The sequence below is a fragment of the Candidatus Spongiihabitans sp. genome (assembly GCF_965247905.1).
GTDB lineage: Bacteria > Pseudomonadota > Gammaproteobacteria > Arenicellales > Poriferihabitantaceae > Spongiihabitans.
Window position 1 is genome coordinate 353,240 of the sequence record NZ_OZ252047.1, and the last position, 16,284, is coordinate 369,523.

The window sequence follows — 16,284 nt, forward strand, 5'->3', positions numbered from 1 at the left end:
CCTGTATGGGCTCACTATTTCGCTGACAGTTTTTTCTCGTTTACCATTGTCTTCTCAAAAGGAGTCATCGCCTTCCGATTCACCATTATCTCCCAATCCGTCATTGCCCGGCCCATATTATTATTGGCCGGGCAATCTAGTTATTAAACCGTTCGGCGTAGCCGAACTCCTTATTTCGGCGGCGAAGTCGCCGACTTTGTGTCCGACTGCGTCGGACTCTTTATTCAACTGGATCCCCGCCTGCCGGCGAGGATGACGGCCGAGAGGGCGGTGCTAAAACACCACTGGAAAGGAACAAAACAGGGCAGTGAATTAGTGAACACATACAATTCCCGCCCTTCACGTTCCGGCCGTCATTATCGGGCTTGACCCGATAATCCAGTGAGACACCCGCGACATTATAAAAAGCGGAGACGACGAGCTATTGAATTGGTGGGCGCAGCCACCCTGCAACTTGTGGTGTTGTGTCCCGCTGCGCGGGCCTGCCCTCACGGAAGCGGGGGATGAATGTTTCACTGGATTCCAACCCCCGTTTTCACGAGGACATGCTTTCGTTGGAATGACGGGCCGGGGCCGGAATGACGGCCGGCCGCACGCCTCTTCCCCAACCTCAAAATCATCCCGCACAACCATCATAGACATGACAAAAAATGCGGATTTATGCGTGTTCGCGAAGTCAAGGATGATTTCCCCAAATTAAGTTTGTTGGTTGCATTTTAAGCGGTTATAATTTTGCTAATTTGATTTACCGATACCGACTCACAAGCAATGATGCAAACTACAACTCAGGCCACCACTCAGGCCACCACTCAGGCCACAACTCAAGCCGCAACCCGGGCCGCGCCTCAGTATATTTTCGAGGCCGGCGAAAAGCCGTCGCTGCCGATGATTGACGTGCCGTTGATAAAGGCGACCGACCAGAGCGTCAAGGGGTACGGTGCTTTGGTCGGTGACCCTGATGAGTGCGAGATCGAAATCGTGCGGTGGCCAGCTCAGGGCTGGCGACCGATTGATGCTGGAAGCGGGGATGAAGGTGGGATTGCCGAAGGCGTTTTTTGCACGCAATGGGACGGCGATGTCCTGATGGCGCGCAACGATGCGGTCGATGGCGAGTATGTTTTGGGCTGGAGTTGTGATCCACAGCAAGCGGCGCGCGCGTCCGCTGGCGCACGGGCGGGCAAAAAACCGAGTGCCAGAGCGCATGTTGTTTTGTGGCATTTCAACTATCATCCCGACGGCGGTCAGCTGTTCTTTCCTTTGGACAAGCAACCCTTTCTGCTGCCTGTTGCCTTGCCCGGCGATGATATAAAACCGCATCAGGTGGTGGCGTTTTGGTGCGATGGCAGCCAGGGCTTGTATATCCATCCCGGAATTTGGCATGACGGCGTATTCCCGGTTGGTGATCGGCAGCGGTTTCTCGATCGCCAAGGCAAAGTGCATGCGCGCGTCAGTTGTGATTTTGGCGCCGAATTCGGGGTTTACTTGAAAGTGCCGCTCATGCTTCCAGATTCAATCCCAGGCGCATAATATCAGGCTCAATCTCGGCGCATCCTCTCAGGCGCATCATTATCCAGCGCAGCGCGGGCAGTCATCATGAGCAGAAACGCAAAAGAGCGGGGCCGCAAAAGGCGAGGCGGTCGCGGCAAAAAACGCGAGCGCGCAAAAATCGCCGCGCCGCCATACATAAAACGGCAAATCCCCTACTACGAGTTTTTGGGCGAGGAAGGGCTGGTCGCCCTGGAACGCCAAGCCGATTGGCTCATGCAGGAAATTGGCCTGGAGTTTCGCGGCGACCCCGAAGCCTTGCGCCTTTGGAGGCAAGCCGGTGCCGAGGTCAAGGACACGCGGGTGAAATTGCCGGCCGGCAGGGCCCGCGAATTGTGCAAAACCATCCCCCGCCAGTTCACGCAACTGGCGCGCAATCCGGCCAACAGCGTTGTCATCGGCGGCCGCTGCCAAGTGTTCGCCTGCGTTTATGGCCCGCCATTTGTCCGCGATCTTGAGGGCGGACGGCGCTACGGCACCCTCAACGACCTGGAGAATCTGGTCAAGATCGCTTACCAGTTGCCGAGCATCCACCACACCGGATTGGTGATTTGCGAGCCCTGCGATGTGCCCGTCTCCAAGCGTCACCTGGACATGCTGTACGCCCACATGCGCTATAGCGACAAGCCCTTTCTCGGCGCGATCACCGCGAAATCCCGCGCCCAGGATTGCGTGGACATGGCGCGGGTGCTGTTTGGCGCGGAGGTGATGGAAAACAACTGCGTGATCATGGGCAATGTCAACACCAATTCACCCCTGCTGGTGGACAAGGTGGTCACCGAAGCGGCGCAGGTGTATTGCGGCGCCGGGCAGGGATTGATCGCGGTGCCGTTCATTTTGGGCGGCGCCATGGGCCCGGTGAGCACCGCGGCATCGATCGCCCAGGCTCTGGCCGAAGCCATGATGGTGGGCGCGTTCACGCAATTGGTGCGGCCCGGCGCGCCCTTTATACTGGGCAGCTTTTTGTCTTCGATGAGCCTGAAAAGCGGCGCGCCGACCTTCGGCATGCCGGAGCCGGTGATGTCCAATTTCATCATCGGGCAACTTGCGCGGCGCGCGCGCCTGCCGTTTCGCTGCGGCGGCTCGCTGACGGCGTCGAAACTGCCCGACGCGCAGGCCGCGGCGGAAAGCGCCGATTCGATGATGTCCACGGTGCTTGGCGGCGCCAATTTTGTGCTGCATGCGGCCGGCTGGCTGGAAAGCGGGCTGGCCACCGGCTATGAGAAACTGGTGCAGGACGCGGACCAGCTTGGCGCCTATCGGGTGATGCTGTCGGGGCTGCCGCTGGACGATAACGCCATGGCCAGAAGCGCGTATGCGGAAGTGTCGCCGGCCGGGCATTTCCTCGGTTGCGCGCACACCATGGCCAACTACGAGACCGCGTATTACGACGCCAAATTATCCGACAGCGAAAGCGTCGAGCAATGGCAGGAACAGGGCGGCAAGGATTCCGCGCGGCGCGCTTATGAGCGTTGGAATCAATTGCTGAACGACTATGAGCCGCCGCCGATGGATCAAGCGGTCGCCGAAGCCTTGCAGGAATTTGTGGCAAAACGCAAAGCCGAAATCCCGGATGCCTGGTATTGACAACATGAACACGCCATTGAACATGCCATTGAAAACATGAGGACCTGACATGAAAGACTTAAACATGCGGCGCATTCTTCGAGTGGCGGCGCTTGCCGTTTTAATCGGCGCCATGCCGTCCTATGCAGACCAGAACAATCCCGAACTGGATGTCTTGTTTGCCCGATTGAACGAGACGCTTGACCGCGTTGAAGCCGCGGCCATCACCCGGCAAATCTGGAAAAACTGGTATCAATCCGATATTCCTGAAGTGACCGCGCTTATGAATCGTGGCGAGCTGAGCATGCGTCTCGCCAGGTATGACGAGGCGGTGAAATACTTTACCGAGATAACCGAAATCGCCCCGCAATTCGCCGAAGGGTGGAATCGCCGGGCAACGGCGTATTACCTTATCGGCGAATACCGATGCTCCACCGACGATGTCGCCAAGACGCTTGCCCTTGAACCGCGCCATTTTGGCGCGTTGTCCGGGCAAGGAATGATTTATCTGCAGTTGCAGGAACGCTGGCTGGCATTGCAGTATATGCGCCGAGCCCTGGCGGCGAACCCGCACTTGCCCGGCTTAAAAAGCAATATAAAAGCGCTCCAAAAAAGGCTTGATGACGAGGCTGTTTAAAGGGATTATAACCTTAGCCTCACCGCGCTATAGCGTTAGAGTTTCAGCGCGTTGTCGCGCCGGCTGAGCGTCAAATAGCCAACTTGACGCCCTTTTTATGGCATTGACATACTGAAATAACCCGACTCCTAGCCGTCATGCTAATGCAGGGTGGGTTTCACCCAATATTTTAATATCAAAGGCCGCAGGCTTGCGCCCGCCCGGTGGAATCCACCCTGCAAGGGCTGACGCCAGGCCCCGAAGCGCCCCGCCCAGGCCCGTCATTATCGGGCTTGACCCGATAATCCAGTCAAATACTCTCGGTGTTAGCTGTAACCTTAAATTGATTTCCAATCTTGCTTTGCATGCCCGACCCTTTAGATGAGCTGCACTTCAAGGTTGAATGCAAGGTACAATATCCTTGAATTTTTTCGATTTAATAGATGCGATTAATCGACGTAATCAAACAATACGAGGACTGAATATCAACACCAAAGAAAAACGTTTTCTGGATGAACTGGAATCCCTGTTCATCGGCGCAGAAGTGGACGGTGATTCCGGCTTCGTCAACCTGATGCGCATGAAGCACGCGTACTTTCAATCCATCCGCGGCGCTTTGATGCAAAAAATTGATGTGCGCGCCGCGCCGCAAACCGCCTTCCGCGAAGAACTGTTTGACAAACTCTACACTTTCTTCCACCGCTACTTCTGCGAAAGCGGCTCTATCTACTTTCGCCACCTGCCGGCCTTTTCCAAGACCTACGAGCGCGTCTATGCGGATGGGCAGGATGTCGCGCTGTCATGGAAAACGCAGATGCTCTACTATGTCAAATCCGATGTGCTGGTGCGCTCCATGCCGGTGGAGTTGAGCGAGGAGGGCAAGCCGCAAAACACTAGACGCTTTTACTTTGACGCCTCTAAAGTTGAACACAAAAAGAACAACGAGCGGCGCGATTTCATTTTTGCCTTTGACGAAGTGAAGCGGAAGACAACGGGCAAAGTGATTCACCTCAACGTTTCCTATTCCCAAAGAGGCGCAAAAACCAAGACCGACGACATTCTCAAACAATCCCGCAAAGATGGCGTCTCGTTATCCGGCGAGCAACTCCAAAAAGCCATCGGCGTGTTTCGCCGCCAGACCGAAGCCGATTTTTTCATCAACAAAAACGCCCGCGCTTTTTTGCGCGAGCAGTTTGACCTGTGGATGTATCAATACATTTTTTCAGAAGCCACCGTCTTTGAACAAGAAAGAATCAAACAACTTCAAGCGATTAAAGATACCGCGTATGACATTATCGACTTCATCGCCCAATTTGAAGATGAACTCCGCCGGGCATGGGAAAAGCCGAAGTTTGTGCGCGGCGTCAACTATGTGGTCACGCCGGACAAACTGCCGGCAATGTTCTGCGCAAGATAACAAAGCATAAAGGCGCCAAAGCGCAGACGGCGGAATGGCGCGAACTTGGCATGGTGGATAACCGGTTTTCAATGAACGTGATTTTCAACGGACAGAAAAGCGTGGACGACAAAAACGGCGCGGGCAGCGATTACAAGTTTCTGCCACTGGACACGAAGCACTTCAAGGATTTGGAGTTGGACATTCTTGGTGCCTTGGGGAATTTGGACGAGACGCTGGACGGCGAGTTAGTGCATAGCGAGAACTGGCAGGCATTGAATGCTTTGAAAAAGCGTTACAAGGAAAAAGTGAAGTGTATCTATATTGATCCGCCGTTTAATTTGGAGAGCAGCGATCAGTTCGATTATCGGACGAATTATAAAGATTCGTGTTGGGCAACAATGTTGGAAAACAGGATAGCCGTAAGCAAAGATTTTTTATCCGATGATGGCGCAATTTTTGTGCGATGCGATGACAACGGAAATTATATTATCAAGCACATACTGAATGAAATTATCGGAAAGAATAACTTTCAAAACGAATTAATTGTAAATAGGTTTCAAAAGAAATCCAGTGCCTTTACGAATACAACTGAGTATGTATTTTTATATTCTTCCAGTGATGATGCGAAATTTTCTGCCCCAGCTAAAAACAGAGCATGCATTTATTGCCATTCAGACATAGAACCTAAATGGAATTGGTCGCATTCGGCGGGCAAAAGCAACATCCCCAAATACTTTGATGTAGATGGAAAAAGAACTCGGCTATATCCGCCGAAAGGAAGGCATTGGACGAACAGCCAAGAAACAATAGATGAACTAACAAAGCAAGGCAGAATGAGGATAAATCACTCTTTATCTTACAAAGACTGTAACGAAGAAAAAATAAATATTCAGCCTGAAAAACTGCAATCCGATGATATTATCGTAGATAGCAACTGGACAGACATTCGCGGGTATGAATTCGGTGTTTATACAGCTGAAAAATTCCCAACACAAAATGCTGAGGAGTTATTAGAAAGGATTATAAGTTCTTCTTCTGGCGGTGATGATATGGTTTTTGATTTCTTCGCCGGTAGTGGCACAACCCAAGCTGTTGCACAAAAACTTGGCCGTAAATGGCTCGGGGTAGAAATGGGCGATCACTTTGGCACGGTAATTTTGCCACGCATGAAAAGAGTGTTAGCAGGGAATAAATCAGGAATCAGCAAAGAAATCGAATACAAAGGCGGCGGCGCCTTCAAATACTACACGCTGGAGCAATACGAAGAGACGCTAAACAACGCCCGCTACAAAGACGGCGAACAACTGGAACTGGACAGCATGAAATCCCCGTTTGAACAATATGTCTTCTTCGGCGACGACAAACTCGCCCACGCAGTCAAACCCCTAAAAAACGGCAAACTGAAAATCAACCTGCACAACCTCTACCCCGACCTGGACATCGCCGAATCCCTTTCCAACATCCTCGGCAAACCCATCCGTCGCCGCACCGCCGATACGGTAACCTTCGCCGATGGAACGGAAGAAAAAATCAACCCCCAGTCCATGACCGAACAAGAAAAACAGCATTTCATAAAGCAGATAAAACCGTATCTTTGGTGGGGAGAGTAGGGAAGATATATGTACACAAAGAAAATCAAGGTTCTAAATTACGGCCCAATTGAAGACGTTGATATTACCTTTCCCTTCAATGGAGATAATCCCAAACCGATTTTACTGGTTGGCGAGAATGGCTCTGGCAAAAGCATCTTGTTGTCGCACATTGTTAACGGATTGATGGCGGCACAAGGATCTGCATATCCCGGAAGTAGCGAGGTGGAAAAAGGGAAAGTATATAAAATAAGATCTCCTTCCTATATCAAATCTCACTGCTGTCCCATTAACAGGCAAAAAAGATGGTCTGATTCGCTCTGAATTGATACAATGAGATGGCACACAACTTATTGAATCAAATAGGAGAATCAGACCATGGCGCATTGTGACACCGTTTTATCGCAACTCCTCAAATGGGTGCCGAGACATGAATTCGAGACCCTTGCCACACGGCATCATAGTGGCCGCTCGTTCCGTGTCGCGTCGCGTTGGGCGCAGTTCGTCGGCCTGTTCATGGCGCAACTGACCGGCCGCGACAGCTTGCGCGACATCGTCGACAACCTGGGCGCTCAGGCGCATCGACTGTATCACTTGGGCGGCGTCGGCCTGTCCCGCTCCAGCCTGGCGCGCATCAACCGGGACAAGCCTTATACGTTGTACGAGGCATTGTTCAAGAAACTGTTGCGACGTTGCCAGGGGCGCGCGCCCGGGCACAAGTTTCGTTTCAGTATTCGCTCGATGCCACCACCATCGAGTTGTGCCTCTCGGCCTTCCCGTGGGCCGATTTCCGAACGACCAAGGGGGCGGTCAAACTACATGTCGGGCTGAACCACCGCGGTTTCCTGCCCGAGTTCGCGGCCATCACCGACGGCAAAACCAGCGACATCGCTATCGGGCGCGCGCTGCGTTTCCCCAAAGGCAGCCTAGTCGCCATCGACCGCGGATATAACGACTATGGCGGGTATAAACAGTTGCATGACAACGGCATATTCTTTGTCACTCGCATCAAGAAAGACGCGGCGTATCGCGTTGTCGGCCGCGCTGAGGTGTTGCAGAGCAAGGGATTGACATGCGATCAGCGCATCGTGTTCACCGGCGTCAAGGCATCAAGACAATGCCCCATCCCACTGCGCCGCATCGGCTACCGCGATGCCAAGACCGGCAAGCATTACGTTTTCTTGACCAACAACTTGAAACTGGCGGCCAAGACGGTCGCCGACCTCTACCGGGCGCGTTGGCAGGTGGAATTGTTGTTTAAGTGGATCAAGCAAAACCTGAAGATAAAGTCTTTCATCGGCACCAGCAATAACGCGGTGATGACACAAATCTGGGTCGCGCTGTGCGTGTATTTACTCTTGGCGTTCATCAAATTCCAGTCGCGGCTGGGCAAAAGCATGCGACAAATGCTCCGCGTGTTGCAGCTTAACTTGTTCGACAAGCGCGACTTGATGGCGCTCTTGCGTGGCCACCCGCCCCCAATCGCAATCAATCCTCGTTGCTGTGAAAGTTAATGGGAGCAGTGAGATATTGTTAATGCACATTCAAAAAAAGAGCGCGGGCAGAATATAAATATCCCTGAAGAGTGGAAGATTAACCCAGACGAAAAAACCAACCTATGTGACTGGATTTGTGAAAATGGCACGGTGGATGACTTCAAACATTTTCAAACAATATTCGATTTATTGGAGAATATACTTACTGATGGTAAAGAATCCGCTATGCTGGAATCTCTAAATCAATCTCCACAACCAGAACGAAATCATGCTGACTGACCAAGAACTAGAGAATATTCTCAATGAAGGGGAAAGCGACCATGTGGAATTTACCGAATCCACTAGGGATTTGGAAAAATTCCGGAAAGCAATATGCGCCTTTGCTAATGATCTGCCCGACCACAGATCGCCAGGTTTTGTTTTCATCGGAATTAAGGATGACGGCAACTGTGCTGACTTGACTATAGATGATGAGTTATTGCAAAAACTTGGTGGGCTGCGAGGCGATGGCAAGATTCTTCCTTTTCCAAGGATGGAAGTCAGCAGGAGAGTGTTGAATCTTTGCGAAGTGGCAGTGATACAAGTGGAGCCTTCGGACAATCCACTGGTAAAAGTTGACGGCAGATGTTGGATTAGGGTGGGTCCAAGGCGGGCTCAAGCCTCTGCTGAAGAGGAACGTCGGCTTACGGAAAAACGCCGCTGGGGAAATGTGCCTTACGATATGCAAGGGGTGACCGGCGCGTCTGTGGAAAACGACCTGGATATGCGGCGATTCGAAAATGAATATTTGCCTGCCGCCGTATCACCGGAAGTGTTGGAAGAGAATGACCGTAGCGTTGAAGCGCAATTACAGGCGTTGCGACTAACAACGCAAGACGGCACACCAACCGTTACCGCGATCCTCATCTTAGGCAAAGCCCCGCGCGATTGGTTTCCGGGCGCATATATTCAGTTTGTGCGTCATGCAGGCAATGCGGTTACAGACCCCGTTGCAGATCACCAGGAAATACGCGGCACTCTGCCGCAGCAACTGCGTGAATTGGATCAAATTTTGAAAGCGAATATTCGCAATGCGCTGGATACAAGCGGAGACAGACATATAGAAAATCCGGATTATCCTCTTGAAGCGTTACGCGAAATTATGCGCAATGCAGTCATCCACAGAAATTATCAGGGTTCCAATTCGCCCGTGCGGATTACCTGGCTTGAGGATAGCGTCGAGATTACTAGTCCGGGTTCTACATTCGGGGAAGTGACGCGTGATAATTTTGGCACGGGTATAACCGACTATCGCAATCCCACTATTGCCGAAGCAATGAAAAACATGGGGTTTATGCAACGATTTGGGATAGGCATTGCCACAGCGCGCAAAGCCTTGGGACAAAACGGCAATCCACCACCAGAATTTAATGTGCAAGACACCTTTATTTATACAAGGATAAAGAAGCGACAATGAAAACCATTGCTATTGTTGTTATCGTTATTTTCAATCCATTGCGAAAATAAATGACATCCCCCATACTCGAAAACATCGCCCAATCCTCGAACTACGGCGACCTGCCGGAAGTTTGGTGGGTACCGGAGATGGAACGGTTTTCATCGCAAAAAACGTTATACGATTATCAGACAGACGCTTTGAAAAATGCGGCGCGCGCATTGTTTCTTTATTACGGCAAGGAACATGACTGGACTACTGATGAACCACCGAAAACAAACGACCAGCGCAAGCACAGCTTTGCCGAACTGTATGGAAATTCCGGCATCGCCGAGGTGAAAAAATTTGGGAGCGTCGCCGATGAAAAGGCACAGAACGAAAATCAGGTATTTCGTATCCTGTCGGATGTGATAACGCCCGAAGGTGATTGTATTCCCTATCGTCATCTTATCAACCGCATGTGTTTTTGGATGGCGACCGGCAGCGGAAAAACTTTGGTGATGGTGAAATTGCTTGAATACCTGCACCACCTGCAACAGCATCGAGAGATCCCGCCGCATAAGGTTCTCATGCTCGCGCCCAGTGATCATTTAATCCGTCAAATTCATCGCACCATAGACGAGTTCAACGAATCCGGCGGATTACAAATTGACCTGATGCCGCTACGCCATGTCGGTCGGGAGCCGTATCAGTCCAGGCTCGGCGATGCGCTGACGGTTTATTACCATCGTAGCGACAACATCTCTGATGTGCAGAAAGACGCGCTGACCGATTACCGCGTTTATGAAAACGGCGGCAAGTGGTTCATTCTGCTGGACGAGGCGCACAAAGGCGGCAAGGAGGATTCCAAGCGGCAGGCGTATTATGCCGTCATGGCGCGCGCGGGATTTCTGTTTAACTTTTCCGCCACCTTTACTGATGATGAGGACATTGTAACCACGGTCAAGAAATACAATCTGGAGGAGTTTATAAAAAGCGGTTATGGGAAAAGCATCTATTTGAACGAAGAGGAATACGCCGCATTCAAAAACAGGGGGCAGGAAATCAGCCACGATGAACGGCGGAAAATCGTTCTGAAATCGCTTATAACGCTAGCTTATGTGTCCATTCGAATTAAGCAGCTGCGCCACGATACCGACTTGGAAAATCTTTACCACTTGCCGCTGATGCTAACGCTGGTTAATTCTGTCAACACCGCTGTTGAAAATGAAGGAAATGATTTATGGGCGTTTTTTCAAACCCTGCGCGAGATCGCCACAGGCGAAATTGACGAATCGTTTTTTGGCGAATCGAAAACCGGGCTGATTCAGGATTGGAGCAATGCAAGGCTTCTTTTTGGAGAAGACGGCGGAGGCATAATCGGAACTGATGAAACTTCCATTACGGTAATGAAAGTCGCCGACTTGCGCGCCGAAGTGTTTCTCAGTCGAAGAAAAGGGGCGTTGCAATTTATTCGCAGTGGCGACAACAAAGAACTGGCGTTTCAAATGAAAAATGCGGAACAGCCCTTTGCGTTGATACGGATAGGGGATACTTCAAAGTGGCGTAATGAACTGCTTGAAGGATATGAAGAGACAACCGCGTTGCAGGATAAATCGTTTTTTGACGGCTTGGAGAAAAGTTCGATAACGATTCTGATGGGCTCCCGTTCATTTTTTGAAAGTTGGGATTCCAACCGCCCGAATGTGATTAACTTCATTAATATCGGCGGCAAGGACGCAAAGAAATTTGTCGTGCAGTCGGTTGGGAGAGGGGTGCGAATTGAGCCATTGAAGGATAAGCGTCGGCGTCTTGCCCGTCTGGGTTTGACTGGCAAGGAAAAGCAAGCCATGGAGAGATGCCATGATCAGGTGCAGCCAGCGGAAACTTTGTTTCTGTTCGCCACCAACCGCAGTGCCGTCAAAGCTGTGTTGGCAGGGTTGCAAACGGAGAAAGAATCAGTCTTTCAAAAATTGAAAGGCTTTGAAACGGCAACAATACCAAAAATCGGCAATAAAGCTATGCCGCTGTTGATACCTGAATACCGAGAGGTGCAGGGAGATCCAACCAGAGCTCGATTTTCAATGAGCGGTGAAACACGCCAAAGATTCAAAGCATGGCTTGGAAAGACATCTGATTCAGTGCTTGCAGTCCGGGATGGTCTCGAAATGCCGCAGATTGCCGCGTTGCGCAGCATGGTTGAACCAACCGGCAACATACAAACCGAGTCGGAAAAGAACTATGCAATGCTTCCTTTTCTGCAAAAACGTCTTGTGGCGCACCTTTCCCATACCGCAAAAGTGTCCGACGGGGTGCGGCCGCTCGACGCTGAAGATATTGTGCATTTTCGTGAGATTCAGGTCAGCTCGGAATATTTCCAGGAACTTCAAAAAATAATACCTCGGGTTAAACATGGCAAAATAACTGATGGCGAAATACCCGGATTAGCTGAGCAACTTAGGCAGGGAGAAATTACCCGGGAAAAATTTGATCATCTGATTTCTGGGCAAACAGCAATGGATTTCCATCAACTGAAAATCAAAAAACTTCTCGGGCATTACTATTTGCCGGTGATACTAGGGGATGAGACAGCGAATTACATACAACACATAATCAAGGTTGAAAGCGAGATCAGCTTGCTTAATGCGCTGGAAGAATGGATGGGGGAAAACGAAGTGCCCTGGGATGCCTGGATGTTCAGCAAGATTGACGAATCCCTGGACAAGGTTCACATTCCCTACTACGACGAGTCGAAGAATGAATACCGTCGCTTCTTGCCCGATTTCGTTTTCTGGATGTGCCGCGGGAATGAATATCGGATTGTGTTTGTTGATCCGAAAGGTACGGAACACGCCAGCGCGTATCGCAAGATAGATGGATACCAGAAACTTTTTACCGGGGTCAGCGGAGTTCGTCTTTTCAAACATGCCGCAAAGTGGCAAGTTTCAGTGAATCTTTTTCTCTACAATCCCCAAAGTGTGCCTGCGGAAGCCTACAAGGATTACTGGATTGACCATCCCGCGCCCATATTCGAAACCGCATAGATTTTCAACAGACTCCATTATCAATTCTCAACCTCCCCTCAAGTTGAAATGGCCATCCAGGGTTTACGCGGGGTTGTAGCCAATGAATGCCGAATCATTTTTTAAGCGCGGCTGGCGCAAATTCAAATACGACGGCGTTCTTGCCGCATGGGTCGCATGCGCGCTGCCCGAAGCGCGCAAGGCGGTCGGCAAACAGGAAAACGCCCACTGGTTGCGTTGCGGCGGCACTTGGTTCGCTGGCGTAAACGTGCTGCCAAACTCGGCCTCTGGTGCGCTAAGTAACTGCGGACCACTGCAAGGCGCGGCGGTGGAATTTATTCGGCATGGCCTAGGGATGGGCCTGGGGCGGTCAAATTTCGATCTGGATCGCGGACAGGTCTCGGTCTGCTACCCGGGTTATCCGCAGCCGATGGAATCAGAATCCCGCGCCGCCTTTCGCTATCGCCGCGACTGCGATGCCGCCCATGTCGATGGCTTGCTCGCCGAAGGCGCCGCCAAGCGCCGACATCTGCGCGAGCACCATGGTTTTATTCTGGGCTTTCCACTGGTTGATTTCGGCGCCGATGCGTCGCCGTTTGTGGTCTGGGAGCAATCGCATGAAATTATCCGCGCCGCATTTCGCGCGCGCTTTAAGGGCTTGGCGCCGCACCGGTGGGGCGACGAAGATGTCACCGAGATTTATCGCCGCGCCCGCAGAAATGTATTCGCTGCCTGTAAACGAGTGGAGATCGCGGTAACACCCGGCCAGGCGTTTATTGTCCACCGTTTAGCCGTGCACGGCGTTGCGCCCTGGGGCAAATCTGATGGAAAATCGGCAACCAGCGGCGCAGACGGCAGAATGATTTGTTATTTCCGGCCAGAGATTGGTGGCCCGCTGGAATGGCTGTCGGCTCCGTGACTTATCATGGACTGATCATGGACTCATCATTGCGGGGTGTTAATTTGCCCGCCTTGAGTCTATAGTCGCCTAACCGCGCGCCGGTCGCGATCTCACCGCTTCAATGACCCTCGAAAAATATCTAAGCAAGTTCAAAAACAGCCCGCAAATTACGTTGGTGGGGCCCTTTTATGGCGATGTTCATGATCATGTTCATGGTCATGTTCAGTACCTTGAAGAGCCTGTGATCTTCGTCGACGACGGCGCGCGCTGGCGAAAATCAGGAGAAGGAATCGTGGTCGGGGACGGCGATTCATTTGATGGAGAAATGGATGTCAAACTCAATCCGCACAAGGATTTTTCCGACCTGGCTTTTGCGCTTAGCCCTATTCCTGAACATTTCGGCGAAGTCAATTTAATCGGATTTCTCGGCGGACGACGAGATCATGAGTTATTCAATATCGGCGAATCCCATCATTTCTTGCGCGCCAGAAAATCGCCGACGATGATCAAGTTCGACCATGCCATGGTCGGCTATTCATCCGGACAATGGCGGTTCGAGCGCATCGGCGGATTTAGCATTTTGGCGGTCGAAGAAACACGGGTCGGCATCATCGGCGATTGCCGCTACCCCTGTCCGCAAACAACCCAATTCATGCCCTTGAGCTCTTTGGGCTTGAGCAATGTCGGCGCCGGCACCATCTGCATTGACTGCGACCGCCCGGTCTTCATCCTGTTTGAAGAAGTGTGATAGGGTTGCCCCCGAAAACATGCCGAAAATATGACAGCAAACACTATTGGGAATTTCCTTATAGCAACCTCCTTCAGCATGATCGATTATCATGACCGATTTATTTGACTTCAAATTAAAGTCGTCCGGTTTCGCAGTGATGGGCAATCCAGTGCAACACAGCAAGTCGCCGCAGATCCATCGCTTGTTCGCGCAACAATGCGGCATCGCCATAGACTATGACCGGATTCAAGTTGACGCGGGCGGCTTTGATCAAGCGATCAGCCATTTTTCCGCCCACGGCGGCGCCGGCTTGAATATCACGCTACCCTACAAAGTCAAGGCTTGGCGGTTTTGCCAGCAAGGGCAAAACAGCCTCAGCCACCGGGCCAGCCAGGCGCAGGCGGTCAATACGCTGCGCTTTGAAAACCAGGGTGGCGTGTTTGGCGACAATACCGACGGCGCCGGATTGGTGGCCGATCTGCAAAACAACATTGGTTTTTCGATTCAGGATAAATCCATTCTGGTGGTTGGCGCCGGCGGCGCGGCGCGCGGGGTGATTGGGTCGCTGTTGGCCTGCTGCCCGCTGCGCATCACCATCGCCAACCGCACGGTTGATAAAGCGACCGCATTGAGTGAACAGTTCGGCGATGACGTGCAGGGGGTGGGACTCGACCGAGCGGCGGATAGGTCGTTTGATTTAATCGTGAATGGCACCGCGGCCAGCCTGGCCGGACAGCTGCCGGGAATCGGCGGAAAGTGCATTGCCAAAAACACGCTGGTCTATGACTTGATGTATGATGCGCAGCCGACGATATTCATGAATTGGGCGCTGGCACAGGGCGCCGCCCAGGCGCACGATGGATTGGGGATGCTGGTCGAACAAGCGGCCGAATCGTTTTATGTGTGGCATCGGCGGCGCCCGCACAGTCGGCCGGTCATCGATGCGCTACGGCGATTTTGAACCTCAGGTCTGAACCTCAAGTCTGAACCTCAAGTCTGAACATGGCGCAGTCGTTCGAAAATTCTCTGGTGATCGCCATCTCGTCGCGCGCCCTGTTCGATATGACCGAAAGTCATGCGGTCTATACCGAGCAGGGCGTCGATGCCTATTGCCAATATCAAATTGAGCGCGAAAATGAAACCCTGAATCCCGGCGTGGCGTATCCCATGGTGAAAAAGTTTTTGGCGCTGAACGATACCGCCGATGCTGGCGATGCCGACCATCATGCGCCGGGGAATAACCGTGCCGGGCAGCAGGTCGAGATCGTGTTGATTTCCAGAAACAGCGCCGACACCGGCTTGCGGGTGTTTAACTCCATTGAGCACCACGGCCTGGACATCACCCGCGCGGTATTCACCGGCGGCCAGTCGCCGTATCGCTACGTCAAGCCCTTTGATGCGGATTTGTTTTTATCCGCCGATCCGATTGATGTGCGTCAAGCTCTGGACGCGGGCTGCGCCGCCGCCACCATTTTGCCGTCGCAGATGGATAACCGGGATTCCGGCAAACTGAAAATTGCGTTTGACGGCGATGCGGTGTTGTTTTCGGATGAAGCGGAACAGGTGTTTCAAAATCAAGGACTTGCGGCATTCAGTGCCACCGAAAAACAAGCGGCTGACCAACCCCTGCTCGGAGGGCCGTTCAAGAATGTATTGGCCGCGCTGCACCGAATTCAACAAAACCACCCGCAATCGCCGATTCGCACGGCGCTGATCACCGCCCGCGCCGCGCCCGCGCACGAGCGCGTCATCAAGACTTTGCGCGCCTGGAATATCAGGATTGATGAAAGCTTTTTTCTGGGCGGCATGGACAAGGGCGAGTTTTTACGCACCTTCGATGCCGATATTTTCTTCGACGATCAACGCGGCCACTGCGAATCGGCGCGGCAACACGTCCCCACCGGGCATGTGCCCAGCGGCATCGCCAACCGATAAAGTTGCTCTGGTGAATTATTTGGATTGACCGCCACTCACATTCTTTGGCATTGCCAGTCAGTCCAATGTG

The 16,284-nt window shown here is 52.1% G+C and carries 14 protein-coding genes and 1 pseudogene; all 15 read left to right on the forward strand.

Translation table 11 applies throughout. From position 1 onward, the window contains the following. Window positions 1-103 precede the first annotated feature (103 nt). The 15 genes and pseudogenes from ACP158_RS01955 (at window position 104) to ACP158_RS02025 (ending at window position 16,214) form a co-directional block, all read left to right on the forward strand. Complete coding sequence (locus ACP158_RS01955; protein WP_424947312.1) at window positions 104-256, forward strand: hypothetical protein; 153 nt, start codon at window positions 104-106, stop codon at window positions 254-256. A gap of 512 nt (window positions 257-768) precedes the next feature. Beyond that, a complete protein-coding gene (locus tag ACP158_RS01960; RefSeq protein WP_424947313.1) occupies window positions 769-1,527 on the forward strand; it encodes an ureidoglycolate lyase in 759 nt (252 codons plus the stop codon). 66 nt (window positions 1,528-1,593) lie between these two features. Further along, on the forward strand, window positions 1,594-3,132 hold the full coding sequence (locus ACP158_RS01965; RefSeq protein WP_424947314.1) for a trimethylamine methyltransferase family protein: 1,539 nt from the start codon (window positions 1,594-1,596) through the stop codon (window positions 3,130-3,132). Between the two features lie 49 nt (window positions 3,133-3,181). Continuing rightward, entirely contained in the window at window positions 3,182-3,748 is a 567-nt protein-coding gene (locus ACP158_RS01970; protein WP_424947315.1) for a tetratricopeptide repeat protein, read from the forward strand. Between the two features lie 400 nt (window positions 3,749-4,148). Beyond that, entirely contained in the window at window positions 4,149-5,144 is a 996-nt protein-coding gene (locus tag ACP158_RS01975) for a hypothetical protein (protein WP_424947316.1), read from the forward strand. 101 nt (window positions 5,145-5,245) lie between these two features. After that, window positions 5,246-6,736 carry a site-specific DNA-methyltransferase gene (locus ACP158_RS01980; protein ID WP_424947317.1) on the forward strand — a complete coding sequence of 497 codons (1,491 nt, stop codon included), beginning with the start codon at window positions 5,246-5,248 and terminating at the stop codon, window positions 6,734-6,736. 9 nt (window positions 6,737-6,745) lie between these two features. After that, window positions 6,746-7,039 carry an AAA family ATPase gene (locus ACP158_RS01985; RefSeq protein WP_424947318.1) on the forward strand — a complete coding sequence of 98 codons (294 nt, stop codon included), beginning with the start codon at window positions 6,746-6,748 and terminating at the stop codon, window positions 7,037-7,039. Window positions 7,040-7,093: 54 nt separating this feature from the next. After that, a pseudogene (locus ACP158_RS01990) lies at window positions 7,094-7,255 on the forward strand (DUF4372 domain-containing protein); the annotation flags it as partial. 152 nt (window positions 7,256-7,407) lie between these two features. Continuing rightward, window positions 7,408-8,229, forward strand: a complete 822-nt coding sequence (locus tag ACP158_RS01995; RefSeq protein ID WP_424947319.1) for an IS4 family transposase — start codon at window positions 7,408-7,410, stop codon at window positions 8,227-8,229. A gap of 250 nt (window positions 8,230-8,479) precedes the next feature. Then, window positions 8,480-9,667, forward strand: coding sequence for an ATP-binding protein (locus ACP158_RS02000; protein WP_424947320.1), 1,188 nt, complete (start codon window positions 8,480-8,482; stop codon window positions 9,665-9,667). Window positions 9,668-9,717: 50 nt separating this feature from the next. Continuing rightward, window positions 9,718-12,669, forward strand: coding sequence for a DEAD/DEAH box helicase family protein (locus ACP158_RS02005; RefSeq protein ID WP_424947321.1), 2,952 nt, complete (start codon window positions 9,718-9,720; stop codon window positions 12,667-12,669). 82 nt (window positions 12,670-12,751) lie between these two features. Continuing rightward, a complete protein-coding gene (locus tag ACP158_RS02010) occupies window positions 12,752-13,567 on the forward strand; it encodes a hypothetical protein (protein ID WP_424947322.1) in 816 nt (271 codons plus the stop codon). Window positions 13,568-13,670: 103 nt separating this feature from the next. Then, window positions 13,671-14,297 carry a hypothetical protein gene (locus ACP158_RS02015; RefSeq protein WP_424947323.1) on the forward strand — a complete coding sequence of 209 codons (627 nt, stop codon included), beginning with the start codon at window positions 13,671-13,673 and terminating at the stop codon, window positions 14,295-14,297. Between the two features lie 91 nt (window positions 14,298-14,388). Then, on the forward strand, window positions 14,389-15,240 hold the full coding sequence (gene aroE, locus ACP158_RS02020) for a shikimate dehydrogenase (RefSeq protein WP_424947324.1): 852 nt from the start codon (window positions 14,389-14,391) through the stop codon (window positions 15,238-15,240). Between the two features lie 41 nt (window positions 15,241-15,281). Further along, entirely contained in the window at window positions 15,282-16,214 is a 933-nt protein-coding gene (locus ACP158_RS02025) for a 5'-nucleotidase (RefSeq protein ID WP_424947325.1), read from the forward strand. Window positions 16,215-16,284: the final 70 nt, after the last annotated feature.

Excerpts from the sequence above, each read along its gene's own strand:
- ACP158_RS01960 (WP_424947313.1), top strand. The coding sequence starts at position 769 with ATGATGCAAACTACAACTCAGGCCACCACTCAGGCCACCACTCAGGCC.
- ACP158_RS01965 (WP_424947314.1), top strand. The coding sequence starts at position 1,594 with ATGAGCAGAAACGCAAAAGAGCGGGGCCGCAAAAGGCGAGGCGGTCGC.
- ACP158_RS01970 (WP_424947315.1), top strand. The coding sequence starts at position 3,182 with ATGAAAGACTTAAACATGCGGCGCATTCTTCGAGTGGCGGCGCTTGCC.
- ACP158_RS01985 (WP_424947318.1), top strand. The coding sequence starts at position 6,746 with ATGTACACAAAGAAAATCAAGGTTCTAAATTACGGCCCAATTGAAGAC.
- ACP158_RS02000 (WP_424947320.1), top strand. The coding sequence starts at position 8,480 with ATGCTGACTGACCAAGAACTAGAGAATATTCTCAATGAAGGGGAAAGC.
- ACP158_RS02005 (WP_424947321.1), top strand. The coding sequence starts at position 9,718 with ATGACATCCCCCATACTCGAAAACATCGCCCAATCCTCGAACTACGGC.
- ACP158_RS02010 (WP_424947322.1), top strand. The coding sequence starts at position 12,752 with ATGAATGCCGAATCATTTTTTAAGCGCGGCTGGCGCAAATTCAAATAC.
- ACP158_RS02015 (WP_424947323.1), top strand. The coding sequence starts at position 13,671 with ATGACCCTCGAAAAATATCTAAGCAAGTTCAAAAACAGCCCGCAAATT.
- aroE (WP_424947324.1), top strand. The coding sequence starts at position 14,389 with ATGACCGATTTATTTGACTTCAAATTAAAGTCGTCCGGTTTCGCAGTG.
- ACP158_RS02025 (WP_424947325.1), top strand. The coding sequence starts at position 15,282 with ATGGCGCAGTCGTTCGAAAATTCTCTGGTGATCGCCATCTCGTCGCGC.